This is a genomic window from Photorhabdus antumapuensis (genome assembly GCF_020387775.1).
GTDB classification, from domain to species: Bacteria; Pseudomonadota; Gammaproteobacteria; order Enterobacterales; family Enterobacteriaceae; genus Photorhabdus; species Photorhabdus antumapuensis.
The window spans coordinates 112,822-129,657 of the sequence record NZ_JAHZMK010000048.1 but is presented as its reverse complement, the minus strand read 5'-3'; the positions used below and the strand labels follow the sequence as shown (position 1 = coordinate 129,657).

The window sequence follows — 16,836 nt, the reverse complement described above, 5'->3', positions numbered from 1 at the left end:
CGCCCGTTCTTCATTCCATTCCGTTAATATCAGCACATGTCCGCAGATCTAAATAGCGTTTCAAAATGGTAGGACGCCGCTTGAATCATCACTGTGCGAGGATTCAAACTCTCCACTAACCTTGGCACCTCACTATTATGGAAAAGCATTTAATTTTCGACTTATTTTACCTCTTCGTGCAGACTGTAACAGCTGCCACCAAGTATTTATGGATGGAGACTTTGCAACGTCGGTAAAGGAGATATCTAATTCCCTCTGTTGCCAATCACTTAGGAGAATCATCGTACGTATCGAGTCTAGCCCTAGATCGATCAGGTTATCTTCGTCTATAATTTCAGCGACATTAATTTCTAACAATTCGGCAACTTGTTCCTTAAGTTGTTGCTTTGACCTAGGAAACTTTGAATCGGCATAAGCTTGAAGTTCACAGAGTAGTTTCTCCGTGGTTGTGACTGAACCACAGCGTTTGGCCACATAGTTTAAGGCATACCGATGGTCTTCTCGTGAGAAGTCACCCAAAGCATCGGCCACCATAAAGACCTGGATATCGTTCATAAATGCTTCGGCGGCAGTCAGCATACAGCCAATATGGGCATAGACGCCGACTATAATCAGCTGATTTCTTTGCTTGCTTTTAAGCTGCAGCTCCAAATCAGAACGTTTAAAAGCACTGTAGCGCCACTTTTTGAGAAATATATCTTCCTTTTTTGGCGCTAGCTCAGGAACCACCTGAGTACATTTGAGATCCTCGGGAAGCCCCTGACCCCAAAAATCTGTTAGCAGTGCTCTGTCATCAGGCGATTGGTTGCCAGGTTGGGCGGTATAAAAAGCAGGAATACCAGCAGCCACACAAGCTTCTTTAATGGATTTTATCTGCCCAACAATGATTTCAACCATCTGTTTATCTTCATAAAAATCAACGAAATATTGCTGCATATCGTGGATGAGTAATGCCGCTCTGTCTGGTTCGACTTGCCAATTGGTTCTGTTTTGAATATCTAAAGTGATGCCCTTAAGGGAATAAGAATGGAGTTTTGGAATAGCCATCGTAAAACCTGTCTAGTTATTGAGGTGAAACGGAGAATTGAGCGCGAAGACGTTTTTTATCAATCTTGCCGATAGTGGTTTTAGGTAACTCGTCAACAAAGTGGATCTGATCGGGAATTTTGTAGTCGGCAAGACCTCTACTCCTTAAGAAACGCTTGAGTTCAATACCGTTCAGCTTCTCATCGGGATGTTGTACAATAACGGCGCAGCTGCGTTCGCCAAGGTATTTATCTCCCACAGCTATTAACGCAACATCGTGTACACCATAATGTTGACGTAGTTGGTTTTCTATCTCTTCGGCGGCAATTTTCTCTCCGCCACGGTTTATCTGGTCTTTATCCCGGCCTGTCACAATTAGGTCACCACTTTGTGTTAGCTTGACAATATCGCCAGTGCGGTAGAATCCGTCACTCGTAAAGGAGCGCTTATTATGTTGCGGAGCTTGGTAATAACCGCGAATGGTGTAAGGGCCACGAGTTAGTAAGATACCCTCTTCGCCTATGGGAACGGGTTTTCCCTCTTCATCAACCACTTTGATCTCATCACAAGGAGAGATAGGATGCCCTTGAGTCGTGGTAATAACATCTATCGGATCGTCAAGTCGAGTATAATTGACTAACCCTTCAGCCATTCCAAATACTTGTTGAAGTTGGCAGCCTAAAGCTTTGGGTAAGGCTTGTGCAGCTGCTTGGCTGAACTTGGCTCCACCAACTTGCAATAATTGCAAAGATGAAATATTGCGGCAAGTTTTAGCGGCATATTCTGTCCAGAGTAAGGCTAGTGGGGGAACCAGAGCTGAAACCGTAATCTGGTGTTGCTCAATTAGTCGAAAAGCATTATTAGGGGTTGGATCTTGAGTGAGTATCACACAGCCGCCCCCCCAAAAAACACCGAGTGCGCCAGGCGAACTTAAGGGAAAGTTATGAGCAGCAGGCAGAGCACAGAGGTAACGAGTTGTTTCATCAAAACGGCAGATCTCAACACTTGCTTTCACACTGTAAGCGTAATCATTGTGAGTTCTCGGTATCAGTTTCGGTGTTCCTGTCGTGCCTCCGGACAGAAGAAAAAAGGCAACATCGGATGGGCTGGAACATTGTATTATGTCGATCGGGGCAGTTATCTCTTCCATTGAGGTAAAGTTTTTGTCGTAATCCTTTTTAAGCACACCTTTAGTCAACACCAACTCAATTGATGCGCAGGCATTTGCAACCTCCTTAGCCAGTGCTAAATAGTCGAATCCATCATATTCCGCATCAATGATATATGCTTTAGCTTGAGTATGTTGACAAAAGTAACTTACCTCAGAGAAACGATGACCAGGTAAGGCGAGCACCGGCCGGATCCCTTTTTGGATAAGAGCAAAGAAGTAGATATAAAACTCCGCCACATTAGGCATCTGTAATACAACATGATCTCCGGCTGTTAGCCCCATATAGGTAAAGCGAGCAGCATTTATATTTATTTGCAAAAAGAGCTCTTTGTAGCTCAATTGGCGATTTCCACAAATAATCGCCGTGCATTGCGGATACTGATCGACGGATTGTTTCAGGTAGTCCCACAAGGTACGGTTGCTCCAATACCCTCTGTTTTGATAATTCTGTATGAACTCTTTGGGCCAGGGCGTAAAAGAGGCGTTATTAGTATTCATTAACAAATCTACCTTAAGCGATAAGTTGAACATTTAGCTCAACGTCGGTGGCCTTGAGTATAGTTGCCATTTTGGCATCCATCTCTTCTAGTTCAGACTGCGGAATAGATTGGTCGACAATGCCCGCTCCAGAGAAAATTCTTAATTGCCGTTTTTGTACTTCGGTGCAACGAATGGTAGCTACCCACTCTCCGTTTCCTCGTGAGTCACACCATCCCAGCATACCGGTGAAGTAACCGCGTTCAAAACACTCCAGGTCTCGAATCGTTTTAGTTCCTAATAGGGGTTGAAACAGCACCTGTGTACCTGATTTTTTTGCTCGGATGAACTCGCTGTGGACATATATTACTTGATACACATAGTCGCTTGGGAATAACAAAGCGAGTTGGATGCTTCTCATGAAAAGGTACTATTCCAAACAACACCGGATTATCTCTCTCGCTACTTTTAGCGTCATTGAGCAGTTGCTTAGCCTTTGTGGCTAGTTTAGCAAAGGGAATAAGCGTTTCAACCAGCATTTTAACGCCTACACCCATCATAGTATTGCAGTGAGATGAGAAGACAAAAGGAGCGCTATCAAACTGTCTCTCGATGAGATTTTTCTCCATTTCATACTGGCTAATGATATCTCTCCTCATGCTATATTCCTTATCAAAAAACAATTATTAATCATTTTTATTCTTATTTAATTTGTTTGCAAAAAATATAAAATTAGTTAAATAATAGTAAAATACTGTTATAAACGTCTTGAATAGGAATTCAACAAACTATAAAATTCGATTTTAACCAACGTCTGGTATTGGTGACAGGAGCCGCTCAAGGAATTGAAGAAAATATAGTGCCCCATCTGTTAGAGGCAAATGCGCGAGTTATAGCGACAAATGTAAATATGGATGGCCTTAAAAATAACATGTTCCCACTCATAAGGTCTTATCCAGAAAAGCTCATGTGTAAAAGCTTAGATTTAGAAAATACTCAGCAGGTAATAACCGGAATGCTCATAAGTAGAACTTTCTCATACGCTCACTGAACAGAGTGCCCTACAGATTTTTATGCTCTCCAATTAAGGTAATGCATCACCTGATGTTGTGATAATCATCTGTATAAAAATGTATTAATCACTTGGTATTCAGAATGAAAATAGCACAAATAAGTTCCTCAAACAGAAAACAACCAATATGGCTAAATTTCTGTCGAGGAACTAGAGAAGGATTACAAAATTGCCTGAATTAATTCACAATACAGAGAATCTCTGTCTTTTAGCGATAGATAAAACTGGGGGGCAGTAAAATTATATTTTTCTCGCAAGTAGTCTAAACTTAGAGGTTTAATTTTACGTACGCTTCTCACGGGAATAGCCAGACCAAAATCTTTCTCAATAAAGTATTCATAAACTGACTTTCCATTCCCGGGAATAGAAGATTCAGCTATTTTGGCAATTTGCTCAGCATCTCCCTCTATTGGCTTATCCAAAAAAACTACACCCTTAATTTCTTTTACGGGATGAGTTACATATATAAAAGCCAATGTTTGTTCTCGGCGAAATCGCCTTCTGAATTCATGAGTTTTCATTCCTGATACTATCATATTCCACGCATTTTCATGAAGACTTAATATAATGGTATCTGCTGCGGAAAGTAATTTCAAACTATATCCCTCCCTTCTCTACTGTAATTTAAATTTCTTACACTCATTGATAATTTCATTAATAACTATCAATGGACGTGAGATATTATTCAAACTGCTAGTTTCCTTAGCTAACATAATACCATTAATACCGTCAAGAATAGCATACGTTAGACCTGAGATTTCTGCTCTGGCCGGCACATACCACTCACAGCTACTTTCAAGAATTTGTGTTGATAAAATAACTGGCATTTTGGCTCTCTTACAAGCATCAGTAAGAAGTTTCTGGTTAATACCAAGTCTGAAGTAATCTGCGCTAACAGCAAGGTCACCACGTGCAATAATAACTGCGTCAACTAATTCGATAAATTGATGAATATTATCTACCCCTTGCTGTGTCTCTATTTTGATAACGAAAGAGGTGTTTAGTCGTGTAATCCCGTATCGGGACATTATTTCGAAAGACTTAGTTAACTGCCGAACATCATTGATAAATGAAAGAGCGATCCAGTCAGGCCGAGTTTCCGCTACAAAAGCCAACATTTCCTCATCTATTTCTGCTTCAACGATATGCCCAAAATTAACCGACTTCTGGCAAGGAATAAAACCATCATTCAGGACAACTGCATTGAAGCTGTCATCTGACAGTTGCTGTTTAACCTTAAGAGCCAGTTCCCCATCACCAATGCTAATATCTTTCCCCGGTTCGACAAAACGTGCAATATTAGGGTAATTAACCGGAATAAAATCATGAAAATTAATACTTTCTTTGCCAGTTTTGAAGGTCAAAATTTCACCTTTCTTCACTGCATGCTTTCTTTCAGGCAACATTCCAATCCTGATTTTTCTTCCGGGAAATGGCAAATCGAGCATAATCGCAACATTACCTGCCTTGCCAGCTTTAGATATCTCGTCACGCGCCAGTTTTATTCTTCGACAGTGTTCTAAATAGCCTAAATCAGCTGCAATATTGTATCGCAATACATTTACACCATTTCGCAGAAGTAAATCAATTCCGTCAGGTTCACAGCATGGCATCCCAACCGTAGCAATGATAAATGGTTCACATTCTTGTGTGAGGCTTTTCTTTAAAAATTCCATTGTAGTATTTCCTGATGATGTTTAATTACACTATGAGTAACTTCTCCATTTGCGGTAATCATACCGTTGCGAAAAGTTTCACTCATTATTCCGCTGGATTGAATGTGTTGAAAGCACTCGATAAGATAAGGCCTGTAAACCTTGTTAGCATATGCCACACTACTAATAGGGGCAGCGGCTGGAAGATTGTCGATCTTGATATGCATTACATCATGTAGATAAAAATAGGGGTCACTCAAGTTTGTATTATGCGCAAAGGTTTCTATATATCCGGGACCATAACCGGCAGTAGCATCAATTAAGATTGAACCTCGCTTCATACTAATAACCATATCTTTGGAGATCATTGTTGGCGTATCATAGGTTGATATCAGTATGGCGCCAATCACAATATCAGCTACTTTAAGCATCTCTGTTAGGCGCTTAGGCTCATTGATATAAGCATTAAAATCGAAGTCAAACATCTCAGTTTTTAATTTATCCAGAGATCGTTCTCCAGATACTAAGAAAGTCACCTCACATCCATTCTCAATGAAAGTTTTGGCCGCAGCTTTTGCGACATTGCCGCTACCAATTATCAGGGCATTTGTCACTGGGTTAATTGACTTATCATTACAGATAATCTTGCCAGCTCTACCGCTTGGTAATAACGAGTGATAGAGTGCGTATATAGCCGCAATTCGTCCTGCCATGGCTCCGCCAGCTTTGGCAAGGCAGAAACTATTACCATCATGACAGAATTCAAGAGAAACCGCAGTAACCTTTTTTTCTAATAAGATCCGGATAAGATCTTCATTGTTTTCTGCATGAAAAATCGCAAATATATGCTGATTTTCCTGAATTCTGTTGTACTCTTCTGGAATAGGCGCTTTGTATTTAATGATGTAATCGCAGTTATTCCAAATCGTCTCCGCATCACTAATGTTAGCTCCTGCTAACATATACTCTTGATCAGAAATATTTATGGCCTCACCTGCACCTCCCTCAACAATCACAACATAGCCCAAATCACATAAAGCTTTTACAGTTTCAGGGTTGGCAATAACGCGACGTTCGCTGGTGATAAGTTCTTTGAGAATACCAATCGACATATCTACTCTCATACATTTAAAGGTTGAAGATTGGCGACCTTTTTTAGCCCCCAAGGCATTGACTCATTATTAATATTTGAATTGGTTATCTGATCATTAAAAACCTGAACAGGCGCTTCAAAGTTATTGATGCTATTACTTACTTTTTTGGCACAGAAGTAGACTAATAGCATTTTTTCAGATATTAGTTTCTTCCTGGAAATACTCCAGTCCCAGTGCCAAAATGTTTGCTGAGAATGATTTGTTTTTCTGACAGACATCTCGGCCAGGTAACAGTGCTGTATTTGATACCCACGAGATGAATAAAAGTCATAATATAACTGAGGGCTGATTTGATAGTAGCCATGATCCAAAAAACCATGAGCAGGTGTTATATGAACGACAAGGCCACCTTTTACTAACATCGCATCAATATTATTAAGAGCAGTACGGATATCATAAATGTGTTCGATAGTACCTGCGTCCAGTATAAAAGAAAATTTCTGTTCATAGCTATTGCCGACCTTATAATTAAGATCCTGCCTAAAGTCGACATAGGATTCGTCAGTAATGTCCATTACTTTTGGTGAAACTCCAAATAAGGATGATATTACAGCTTTATCATTACAGTATTGCGAATATGGTTCAATAAATTTTAGGTGTTCAAAGTCTTGGGAAAATTCACAACTCTTATTTGCATTGCAATTTAGCATATCTTTTTCTTTTAGCACTCTGTTTAAAGTATCATAATCGAAAAATACCATCTGTTTTCCAAGAGTTAATATATTTCCTTTTATATCGTGATTTTTCTTAAGTTCGCAAAGATAATTTAATGTCGAAATACTGATGCTCATTAATTCAATCCTTATTCAGATGACGGCGAAGGGGTCTTTCTATCCAGCGTGGTGCAAAAGAGCGCCAAGGATCATCAAATAATGAATATAACTGAAACTCAATTGGTTTTAAATTATTTTTAATTGTTAATAAGTTGCTATTATTCCATTTCGGCTCTAACCACCTGGGACCATATTCCATAAATATCACTTGCCGTATAATATCACTATGATTAGGACCTCTGCCATGTAACATTCTCGGATCAAACATTATCACGTCGCCGGCTTCTATTTTCAAACTGTACGTTTCGTCATTATTGCTTTCTACTTCACGATATTGTGTACCAGGGATTACTATAAAGTTCCCACGATTTAACTCCATACCGTCTGTTAGCCACAGTGCAAACTTTACGCCAAGATCTGGGAACGGATAACCTAAATTTTCATACAATTCACCGCCATCTCTATGAATGGACATTCCATTTTTTTCGGGTTTCTGTTTTGGATTTATCTGGGCACCAAAATAATTAATCTGAATATCATCACCTTGCAACAAGGTAGCAAGCTTTAATAGGTGATCGTTGAGTGCCAACTTTCTGAAGGCTGGAGAAATAAGTAAGGTATCACCATGAAGCTCGAGTTTAGTATGTGGTTTCTTATAACCTTCCTTTTGGTAATAAGCTTGCCATTTATTTGTTAAATAATCCGACATTATTTTCAGATCAGTGCCATTTACACATTTTTTTATTATGTAAAAACCATCTCTTTTATAGCATTCAACAATTTTTGATAGAGAATAGTGTTCAAATGGATTCATAGTTTACTCATTATTTCATTTATGGGAAGCGCATGAAATAATCTCTCCGGCATTTCAACCCACTGAGCGGTTAGTATATACAAAGTCCAGAGATAGGATTCCATGCCTAAATCGTCCAGCTTGGTTATGTCTAGAAGAAATGGTGGTATATCGCTGCCATATCCTTTATTCATATATATAGATTTGGATAGCTTTAAACCATTATTGGTGATAACCACTGGAGTATAAATCTTTTTGGGTATGTACTTCGTAGAAATACCTAATTTGCAATATCCGGGTAATATCACATCATGAAACCAGTTTCCAGACCAGTCGCTACCATCAATCATAATTTCGAGCGTACCGTTGTCTATACTATTCTTTGCTAACGTATACTGCTTAGCTATGTCTCGTGGCGCTGTTCCGGTATCTAAGAAAACAGGTTTACTCGATTTAACTATGGTTTCATGCGTGCCATGTATAGGACATATTGCACTAAGCTTTACTTCTTTATTTTCATTAAGCACGACAGGAGAGGACGATGGGTCTTTTTCAATTATCCCACATTCCGGGCAAGGAGCTCTGATATGAACAGACCTTCCACCCGGATTGGTTATTTTATTGAAATAAATGTTTTCGACTAACATTTCATTTAAAGCATAGTAGAAATTCGAATTAAGACAAAAATCACTGTAATCGCGAATTTTATAATCGACAGCCGAAAATGATGATAAAATTTCTAGGCAGTTATTATAGATCTCTCTATTAACTTCAAATATATTCAACCCATTATTACTCTGCTTCAACATATACTGATAGTCAACGCCATTAACCATCTTTCTTTGGCCTGGAGCATTATCTAATAAGTCGATGATGATATTTATTTTCTTAGCATACTTTTTTTTAAAATAATTTGCAATGTTAAAAACATATGAAAAAGTAAGTAATGTTCCAACATGAGGAGCACTATTGGGTTGTGAAGATGTTGTTAACGTGATACTTTCGGCGCTGTAGATTTCATCTAAGTATAAGTCTTCTATTCTTTCAATAAGATGTGTAACACCTACCCGAGGGAATTTCATTCTACTTCCTTATTAAGTTATAAATAATTACGTTTGAATAGTTTTATCGCGGAGTTCGATCTCAATCAATAAACCCTGCATTATTTTACTTCGCAATCTTAATAAGATTTTCACGCGATACAAAACTATTATCCATATTTATTCTTCTGGAATATCCACTGGCGAACAGCTAGTTGCCACCAATCAAATTCTCATGTTTCGGTCACGTATTCAATCAGTTGATTATTGTATATAACCGCCATTTTTTTGGAGAAATTAAATGGCGGCGGTTGAAGTAAAATGTCGATTTTGTCAACAAACGGAATTCGTCAAAAAACACGATAAAGGCGATGCGGGGCATCAACGCTATCGTTGTTTATCCTGCAAACGAACATTTCAACTTGAATACGCCTATCGAGCATGCCAAACAGGAATCAAAGAATAAGTCGTTGAGCTTGCTATGAACAACTCAGGTATTCGTGATACTGCCCGTGCATTACATATCAGTATTAATGCTGTCATGCGGGTTTTAAAAAAATTATCACGATTCAATATTGCTTTTTGGTGTACAGATAAGTTTAAAGCTTACAATATGTTACCTAAAAATAAACACCTCTTCAGGAAAAGTTTCACTCAACGTATCGAACGAGAAAATCTCACACTTCGTAACAGAATTAAACGCTTGAACCGTAAAACACTCGGCTACTCAAAATCCCCCGAGATGCATGACAAAATTATCGGTACTTTTATCGAAAGAGAATACTATATTTAAGGCAGATCAACGGATTGAATGCGTGACCAATTTTTCATTAATGATTGTCAGCGCGTATCTGAAACAGTCATTAAACCGCGTGTAATTTCCACATAAGCTAAGCACTCCAAATGCAGTTATCAGATCAGCTTTTTCACCATTTTCCCAAGGTTGGAAAGCATCGATAATTATAATGATCCGACATTCCGCACCGCATTCGTAATTTGTTGTTTTAATTAAGAATTCACAAATGCATGAGTTTTATACAAACGATTTAAAATCAGTATATTACAGATATAGCTGTGGAATGACGGATGATACTTTATGATTGGCGATTATCTTCTGATAATCGTCGATACCATTTTAAATTACCGCTTAGTGGTAACCTTTCTGAATTTTACGATTAATAATATGTCCAAGGAAAAATTTAAGTCTCTCCATATTACATATATGATATCAATATCCTACCACAACTTAATAGTGGCATAGATCAATACCCTTGCACCTAAATTAATCCAATAGCGTGGGCTTTTATCACGTAATAATTGGAATGTCTCCTCAACGTCTTTTCCTTTGAGGTGCCAGAGGCTGTATCGCCCATTATAATAATCTTTATAATGTTTTTTATCATACGTTATTATAGCTTGCAAAATACCATATCGTTTTTGTTTTAACTTTGTTAAAAACGTCACCATAATTTTTATCCAACAGATGCTTATCTAGGATATCAATATCCAGAAAATCATCAAGTATTCTAGAAACTATATTAACTTCTGGAAATAGGCTATCATAATAGTGATAATCAATATTTTTTCGTATTAGGGCCAGGTCGAGCAATCCTGATGCTCTGAAAGTTTTGGATTTTTTAGATGATCCACTAAACATCTCTCGATATAAATGGAAAGCACATTCAAGATAGTGGCCCCCCGCCGTCATGATATGTGTTCCTCCGTTTCTTTTCTGTTCTAGGTTTAAAACTTCGGCCAACCTTTCTTTATTATCATAATTATTCCAAGCAAGTGTAAATGCTGCATCAAGTCGTATATCTGTTCCGTCTTCTAAAATTTTAGTGTAGTGTGGAAGGTGATCTGGGCTCATTTTATAATATAAAATATCTTCTCTGCTGTGTTTGATTACTTTCCCTTTTTCACTGTTATAGATACCGCATTCGAAACCAGATTCTAACATAGCATCTTCAAACTTTATTTTATCACATTCAGAGATTAACAAATCAATATCATTATAGGTTCGGTGTGATATTTCTTTGTAATATTTCGTGTATGACATCCCTTTTCTTAACGCCCAACGTATACCTTTTTTCTTTAATTTATCAACTACAAAAGCATGAAAATACTCTTCAACCACACGCTGTTTACATGCTTGATACCTGTTATAGTGAAATATCATTTCGATATTCCTAGAATTTAACTCTTTAGTTCTTGAAAAACGACGTAAATGCCACTCAACTATTGGTAATAATTTATTAATATTGGCATGTTGTAGGTCTATATTTTCTGCATTCTTAATCACAAAATCATGGTCATGAATGTAAGATTTTATTAGTCTCCGAGAAAAATATAGTCTTCCAATACTCTGATTCATTAATAGCCATCCTGTTTATATAATTCCCAACCTTTTTGTTCGTTGCTGAACAAGCTAATATCAATCTCGTCATCAGTCACTTTAAAGTTCATTATTTGCTTCCGTTTGAGCCATTTAACAGAGTACTCGATGAAAATAACCAACCTTTCTTCTGAAAGAGAGTTAGGGGTTCGCGTATGCAAAATACGGCGGTCAAAGAAAGTGATGTCTCCTGGACTTGCCGTGATTTTTTTTAATTTATATTCCTCATTTTTTTTGGGGAAATCACGGTGACTTCCTTCAAGAAGCAATAGATTACCTCCGCCATCTTTCACTTCACTCAGCCATACAGCACATTTTATGCTTAATTTTTTTTCTCTCAATACGTTGTCGAAATGTTCATTTAAAATACCGCCGTCTCGGTGCCATCCTAAAAAAGTATCACTTGAAAACCCTTCTGCAATATTGATTTCCTCGTATTCTTCCTGACCGCTGCAAGCGCCCTCTATCATGGATACCCTAAAAGTATCTCCCAAATATTTTGCTATGTTATTTATTATAATTTTTTCCTTACATAGTGCACGGATAATTTCTTCTTGTGGATCAAGAACCATTACTTTATGTTTTTTTCCATAGTAATAGTCTTCTTTGGCGATTTCTCTAATTTTAGCTTTAAGTTTATCTATAATATTCGGTTCTATCGCAGAAGTTACATGGCAGTACCCCAATGCCTCTGTTTGTTCAGCTATATCCATTACGATATCACTCTGCCTGTAAGATGGTAAATTTGATTCGATCATTGAGAATTCCTCCTCAGTTTTGAGCTACTCTCCACTTATCTAGTGTAGTTTGTTTCATTCTTTTAAATAACATTTCTCGTGATTTTTTAAAGTCATTTTCGTACAGAGTGTATTTTGCTCTTTCAATATTTGTTCCACTCTTGAATATTTTCTTTTTCAATCTTAGCATTCTAAATAGCTATTTATGGAGGGCTTTAATATTTTGTAATTAGTGGTTGTTCTTTGAATCTGGTCAAATAGCGTTTTTATTTTAGCTTTGATGAATTCTTTAGCATCAATATTTTCACAAACAATTACGCCTGTCTTTTCTAAAATTTTGGCGCAAAGATCTACAATCTTGCCGATTTATGAACCCGAAAACATATGGATTTGTAGTAGTCAATAAAAATTGGCCACGGTTGTAGAGTTTTTCTAATATAACCATTCGGATTCGTTGGGGGTCGGACCACTATTATATTGATACTACCTGAGTTGGCTATAATAACCAATGACATAACGAATGATTTATCGAGTTCCAGTGACGATGAGCGATGACCTGCGTCTGCAAAATCTGTTTTCAATGATATGGTGCTGAGTATTCAGCTGTTTCATAACGCTATTTCATAGAGGTGATTTCTGAGCAGTTGAAAAGCATCAGTATTATTATTCTGTTGATTGAAAAGATGCTTATGCGCTTCAGTTAACTGGTTGTAGAACTGCTCTCCATCTGTTACTTTTAAGATCTGCCAAAGGTCAGACCAGCCTTCTTTCTTACTGCACACTAACGGAGTATGGGAAATCGATAGCCCCCGTGTAGTGCCTGAAAAAAAGACCACCTCATTATTTTCCGTTCTAAGCGCTAGATGATTGATGAAATAACACTCACGGTTATCTTTTCCTGCTAACAGATTAATAATTCCCTGAACGCCTAATGAAGACAAAATGTATTTAGTATACAGGGAGGGAAAACCATTAAGAACATCTATATGGAATGAGCTATCCTCAATAAAAACATAGGAAGAATCGATGTGTGGGATTTGGTTTAATTTAAATAGTAGATTTTCCCGAGTGTCTTCAGTTTGTAATTCCTTAAAATCGAAGCTCTTATGAACCAAGTTTATGTCAGCATAGCTGGAAAAAACAGATTGAGCATAAGTATATTTCTTTGTGTTGGAAGTATAAAAAGAGAGGTTCATAATCAAGTCACAATTCATCTACTTTACGTTTAGCATGAAAACTATTTAATCTCGCAGAAGCGCAATAAACGCCCGCATTCCGGTAAGTTTTTTGACAATTTCAAGTCGTCCCTTTTCACAATGGTACAGCACACCTAAAAGTTCAAGAGCGGTACATGAATTGCCGTAAACTCGAAGTGTTAAAAAGCTTATATGAATGCCAACTCAATTCAAGTAGGTAACCTATTTTTTTAACAAAAGTAGTCGCAAACATATATTCGGCTTCCAAGAACCCTGGTGAAAATCCGCACTCTCTGCCCTCATCACCCAAACAGCCTTGGTAAGCTATGGTTTTTTCCAGGTTCACAGAAAGTCGGTGCTACCTGTCAGTATATCAAATTATGAACTTCCACTTTAACCACATGATTCACTTGTTATCGGGGTTTATAAACCATTTGGTGGTGAATCAGCGCCCACTCAATCCGGGCATTTTTATTCGCTAACGCAACCACGGCCTTATTGATTCCACTACGAGCTATCAAACCTTTTAGCCATCGTTGTAACCCATTACATCGTTCATCAGGCAACGTTTTAAGCCGATAAACGACAGAACGAGCGCGGTGGATCAATAGGCTTCGTAAGTAAACATCTCCTCGTTTACTGATACCAAGTTGTTTGACTTTTCCACCGCTGCTGTGTTCTTTTGGCACCAACCCTAGATAACTGGCAAAATGGCGACATTTTTAAATTCCCTACTGTCACCTAGCGCTATCATCGACCATGATTTCAGGTGTGAGAATCGTGAAATGTATCACTGTTGACTCACTCCTTTTAATACCCCGCCGATTGCACTTAATATGTTAACTCAGCTAAGACTTCCGTTTCTAATTGGCCGCAAGGCGCGACTAAATATCTTCCGAATTCAAAACATGATTCAATATCAGTGCGTATATTGTCTAATTTACTGGACGAGATAGCTGGAACTCCGGAATTCATAAATGGCCACTCTAATCCCCCACCGTAATTAATATACTTTAATTTTTATCCGAACAATATTATTTATTTCATTCACTGAGATCCTAAATTCAAATTCATTTATCTTGGTGCCACTATAAACGTGAATTCCATACACAGGATATGTGGAATTTGAAATGCAATTCTCAATCTCGGCGTAAGTGATACCAAACTGTGAGTTTGGTGTCATCATATTTAATTTTCCTTTTTGCCAGAAATATATAACCACAAGATCCAATTAAAGGATTTTTTTATTTCTTTCAACATAATCAAGCCGTTCAAGTTCTGTGATTGACTCAAGGCTAAAATAAATTATACCTAATAGATTTCGAGTTGCATCGCGACGGCAAGGGAGCGAATCCCCGGGAGCATAGAGAACTATGTGACCGGGGTGAGTGAGTGCAGCCAACAAAGAGGCAGCTTGAAAGATAACGGGTATATCCCTTTATCTACAGCGTTGGAAATATATTCATAATAGTACTGTTCTATTTCGCCAAGGCGATAAACAAATCTTGTTGAATTACATAGCATAGTTAATCAATTCTCTTTAACTTGTAGTTAGAGGTCATTTCTAAATTTTCTGATACAGTTATAACTAGCTTTGTAGCAATTTCACCCAGTCTCATCATCAATGACTGACGAATATACTTTACTGTTATATTTTTTTCAGTGATACATTGCAGATAACATCCAACCTTATCCGCAGATACTTTGCATGTGATAACGCCAGAGATAGATAACGCCTCATTTTCAATTTCAATAGTACTTGTTCTTAAACCTAATATTTTTATTTGAGAGTCTATTCTTCCTAATACATATAGAAATCCATTGCTGTCTAGGTAGCCAAGATCTCCTGTCGCCAGCTTTCCATTGAAGTCTTGACGGGTTATAATTTTAGACGGATTTAATGAGAGAGTACCAAGCGCAACATTCTTGCCAGAAACTAGAATCTCTCCTACTCCTAGTGCATCAGGATTTTTTATAAATATTTTTGAGCAAGAGATTGCTCGACCAACAGAATCCTTATTATCTGGCTCATCATCCGGCAACAATATGCTCACTCTTTTGCATTCGGTAAGACCATACATTGTATAAAATTCGGCATCACCCAATATGCTTTTAATCTGGTTAATTAATCCATTTGAAATGGCTTCTCCTGTAGAGGTTATTTTTTTTATTGACTTGCCATTAAACTTTCTTCCAAATAAAGAAATGATAGCCGTAACCATTGACGGTACCAGAGGTAAAATCGAAGCATTTACAGTATCAATTAAACTTACTGTAGCAATCAATAATCCCTGATCAATGAGAAAAAGTGTCGCACCGGAATTTTTAACCAGCAAGTATTGATAAAAACCATAATCAAACTCCATCGGCAAGAAATTTATTACACGGTCAGATTCGGAATATTTTAACCTTTCCTGTATGCTTGCAACTGCCGAACTGATATTTTCATCAGACAGAAAAACCAATTTTTTCTCACCTGAAGAACCTGAGGTAAAAAAACATAGTTTAGCCACAGATAACCAATCTGAAACATCAAACGATTTACTGTTTTTGAATTGGATAATTTCTTTCTCTTTATAAACAGCAACAGAGAATGGTAGGGTGTTTATTAATAACGTTACCTGATTGAATCCGACAGATGTTGATAACGGTATAAAAGGAATACCCATCAGTCTCGCGGCTTCATAACAAATAATGTAATCTATCTTTTCAGTTGACCAGCAACATAAAGCAGAGATTTTTGAATCAGTAAGAATAGATAACGCTAGAGCCTTACTTTTCTCATTTAAATGATACTTGTTTAACTCAGTACCATCATCGGTTATAATTTTCACAGATATTGCTCCATGTTTAAATAATATTTATTTATCACTTACTCTCAAAACTTTAAAACTCAATTTTCATCATGTTGGGTGATATTATGAACGCTTTTCCAGCCATGAATAAGATTGCGGGCAATCGACGTGGGATTCTCATATACTGTAAATTTCATACGACTATGCCATCACGCGTTTGCTCAAAGAAGGACAGCTCCGAAGTGGTGCTAAGCAACAGCTGGTTAAATACCTCAATAACAGGATAGAATCCGCTCATGCCCCAATCAAAAAGCTTGTTGAGGCGACCGATAGTTTCAAATGGTCAAATAGAGTGTGATCAATGTTTCAAGGATTTAAATCACTACGGTAGGTCAATAAAGATCGATTTTATTTTTGGTTACGCTGTGATGAATAGGCAACTCGGGTACGGGAAAGCTCCACTTTGATCAATCGTTTCTTTTGTGTTGAGAGTGCTTTATCATAAATATTTTATTATTTATCCTTGAGCTTTCATGAAACAAATATTCCCCC

The 16,836-nt window shown here is 37.6% G+C and carries 14 protein-coding genes and 3 pseudogenes; 2 read left to right on the top strand and 15 right to left on the bottom strand.

Annotated elements, in window-relative coordinates:
- Window positions 1-135 precede the first annotated feature (135 nt).
- From KZ793_RS17705 to KZ793_RS17660, 10 genes are all read right to left on the bottom strand, one after another.
- The gene (locus KZ793_RS17705) at window positions 136-1,047 is read right to left on the bottom strand and encodes an isochorismatase family protein (RefSeq protein WP_225816528.1); all 912 of its coding nucleotides are present in this window, start codon (window positions 1,045-1,047) and stop codon (window positions 136-138) included.
- A gap of 16 nt (window positions 1,048-1,063) precedes the next feature.
- Window positions 1,064-2,695, bottom strand: coding sequence for a (2,3-dihydroxybenzoyl)adenylate synthase (locus KZ793_RS17700; RefSeq protein WP_225816527.1), 1,632 nt, complete (start codon window positions 2,693-2,695; stop codon window positions 1,064-1,066).
- 13 nt (window positions 2,696-2,708) lie between these two features.
- Window positions 2,709-2,993, bottom strand: coding sequence for a chorismate-binding protein (locus KZ793_RS17695; RefSeq protein ID WP_225816526.1), 285 nt, complete (start codon window positions 2,991-2,993; stop codon window positions 2,709-2,711).
- Window positions 2,965-3,333 carry a hypothetical protein gene (locus KZ793_RS17690; RefSeq protein WP_225816525.1) on the bottom strand — a complete coding sequence of 123 codons (369 nt, stop codon included), beginning with the start codon at window positions 3,331-3,333 and terminating at the stop codon, window positions 2,965-2,967. Before KZ793_RS17690 ends, KZ793_RS17695 begins: the two co-directional genes overlap by 29 nt.
- Window positions 3,334-3,907: 574 nt before the next feature.
- The gene (locus tag KZ793_RS17685; RefSeq protein ID WP_225816524.1) at window positions 3,908-4,342 is read right to left on the bottom strand and encodes a hypothetical protein; all 435 of its coding nucleotides are present in this window, start codon (window positions 4,340-4,342) and stop codon (window positions 3,908-3,910) included.
- Window positions 4,343-4,360: 18 nt separating this feature from the next.
- A complete protein-coding gene (locus KZ793_RS17680) occupies window positions 4,361-5,422 on the bottom strand; it encodes a pyruvate kinase (protein ID WP_225816523.1) in 1,062 nt (353 codons plus the stop codon).
- Entirely contained in the window at window positions 5,410-6,513 is a 1,104-nt protein-coding gene (locus KZ793_RS17675; RefSeq protein ID WP_225816522.1) for an NAD(P)-dependent oxidoreductase, read from the bottom strand. The genes KZ793_RS17680 and KZ793_RS17675 overlap by 13 nt, the downstream gene beginning before the upstream one ends.
- An 8-nt stretch (window positions 6,514-6,521) precedes the next feature.
- Entirely contained in the window at window positions 6,522-7,346 is an 825-nt protein-coding gene (locus KZ793_RS17670) for a methyltransferase domain-containing protein (RefSeq protein WP_225816521.1), read from the bottom strand.
- A 4-nt stretch (window positions 7,347-7,350) separates the two neighbouring features.
- A complete protein-coding gene (locus KZ793_RS17665; RefSeq protein WP_225816520.1) occupies window positions 7,351-8,142 on the bottom strand; it encodes a phytanoyl-CoA dioxygenase family protein in 792 nt (263 codons plus the stop codon).
- Window positions 8,139-9,203: a hypothetical protein gene (locus tag KZ793_RS17660; RefSeq protein WP_225816519.1), complete on the bottom strand. Its 1,065-nt coding sequence runs from the start codon at window positions 9,201-9,203 to the stop codon at window positions 8,139-8,141. Before KZ793_RS17660 ends, KZ793_RS17665 begins: the two co-directional genes overlap by 4 nt.
- A 259-nt stretch (window positions 9,204-9,462) precedes the next feature.
- Between KZ793_RS17660 and KZ793_RS17655 the strand changes: the two are divergent.
- Window positions 9,463-9,954: pseudogene (locus tag KZ793_RS17655) on the top strand (IS1 family transposase).
- Window positions 9,955-10,560: 606 nt separating this feature from the next.
- On the opposite strand, the gene KZ793_RS17650 reads toward KZ793_RS17655, so the two are convergent.
- The 5 genes and pseudogenes from KZ793_RS17650 to KZ793_RS17630 all read right to left on the bottom strand — a co-directional run bounded on the left by KZ793_RS17650 (window position 10,561) and on the right by KZ793_RS17630 (window position 16,323).
- The gene (locus KZ793_RS17650) at window positions 10,561-11,535 is read right to left on the bottom strand and encodes a nucleotidyltransferase family protein (RefSeq protein WP_225816518.1); all 975 of its coding nucleotides are present in this window, start codon (window positions 11,533-11,535) and stop codon (window positions 10,561-10,563) included.
- On the bottom strand, window positions 11,535-12,314 hold the full coding sequence (locus KZ793_RS17645; RefSeq protein ID WP_225816517.1) for a phytanoyl-CoA dioxygenase family protein: 780 nt from the start codon (window positions 12,312-12,314) through the stop codon (window positions 11,535-11,537). Before KZ793_RS17645 ends, KZ793_RS17650 begins: the two co-directional genes overlap by 1 nt.
- Window positions 12,315-12,901: 587 nt before the next feature.
- Complete coding sequence (locus KZ793_RS17640) at window positions 12,902-13,489, bottom strand: non-canonical purine NTP pyrophosphatase (RefSeq protein WP_225816516.1); 588 nt, start codon at window positions 13,487-13,489, stop codon at window positions 12,902-12,904.
- Window positions 13,490-13,902: 413 nt separating this feature from the next.
- A pseudogene (locus KZ793_RS17635) lies at window positions 13,903-14,205 on the bottom strand (transposase); the annotation flags it as partial.
- Window positions 14,206-15,015: 810 nt separating this feature from the next.
- Window positions 15,016-16,323: an AMP-binding protein gene (locus KZ793_RS17630; RefSeq protein WP_225816515.1), complete on the bottom strand. Its 1,308-nt coding sequence runs from the start codon at window positions 16,321-16,323 to the stop codon at window positions 15,016-15,018.
- 154 nt (window positions 16,324-16,477) lie between these two features.
- On the opposite strand from KZ793_RS17630, the pseudogene KZ793_RS17625 reads away from it, so the two are divergent.
- Window positions 16,478-16,789, top strand: a pseudogene (locus KZ793_RS17625) (DDE-type integrase/transposase/recombinase); the annotation flags it as partial.
- Window positions 16,790-16,836 lie beyond the last annotated feature (47 nt).

Excerpts from the sequence above, each read along its gene's own strand:
- KZ793_RS17670 (WP_225816521.1), bottom strand. The coding sequence starts at position 7,346 with ATGAGCATCAGTATTTCGACATTAAATTATCTTTGCGAACTTAAGAAA.
- KZ793_RS17700 (WP_225816527.1), bottom strand. The coding sequence starts at position 2,695 with ATGAATACTAATAACGCCTCTTTTACGCCCTGGCCCAAAGAGTTCATA.
- KZ793_RS17660 (WP_225816519.1), bottom strand. The coding sequence starts at position 9,203 with ATGAAATTCCCTCGGGTAGGTGTTACACATCTTATTGAAAGAATAGAA.
- KZ793_RS17680 (WP_225816523.1), bottom strand. The coding sequence starts at position 5,422 with ATGGAATTTTTAAAGAAAAGCCTCACACAAGAATGTGAACCATTTATC.
- KZ793_RS17650 (WP_225816518.1), bottom strand. The coding sequence starts at position 11,535 with ATGAATCAGAGTATTGGAAGACTATATTTTTCTCGGAGACTAATAAAA.
- KZ793_RS17665 (WP_225816520.1), bottom strand. The coding sequence starts at position 8,142 with ATGAATCCATTTGAACACTATTCTCTATCAAAAATTGTTGAATGCTAT.
- KZ793_RS17640 (WP_225816516.1), bottom strand. The coding sequence starts at position 13,489 with ATGAACCTCTCTTTTTATACTTCCAACACAAAGAAATATACTTATGCT.
- KZ793_RS17690 (WP_225816525.1), bottom strand. The coding sequence starts at position 3,333 with ATGAGGAGAGATATCATTAGCCAGTATGAAATGGAGAAAAATCTCATC.
- KZ793_RS17675 (WP_225816522.1), bottom strand. The coding sequence starts at position 6,513 with ATGTCGATTGGTATTCTCAAAGAACTTATCACCAGCGAACGTCGCGTT.
- KZ793_RS17645 (WP_225816517.1), bottom strand. The coding sequence starts at position 12,314 with ATGATCGAATCAAATTTACCATCTTACAGGCAGAGTGATATCGTAATG.
- KZ793_RS17705 (WP_225816528.1), bottom strand. The coding sequence starts at position 1,047 with ATGGCTATTCCAAAACTCCATTCTTATTCCCTTAAGGGCATCACTTTA.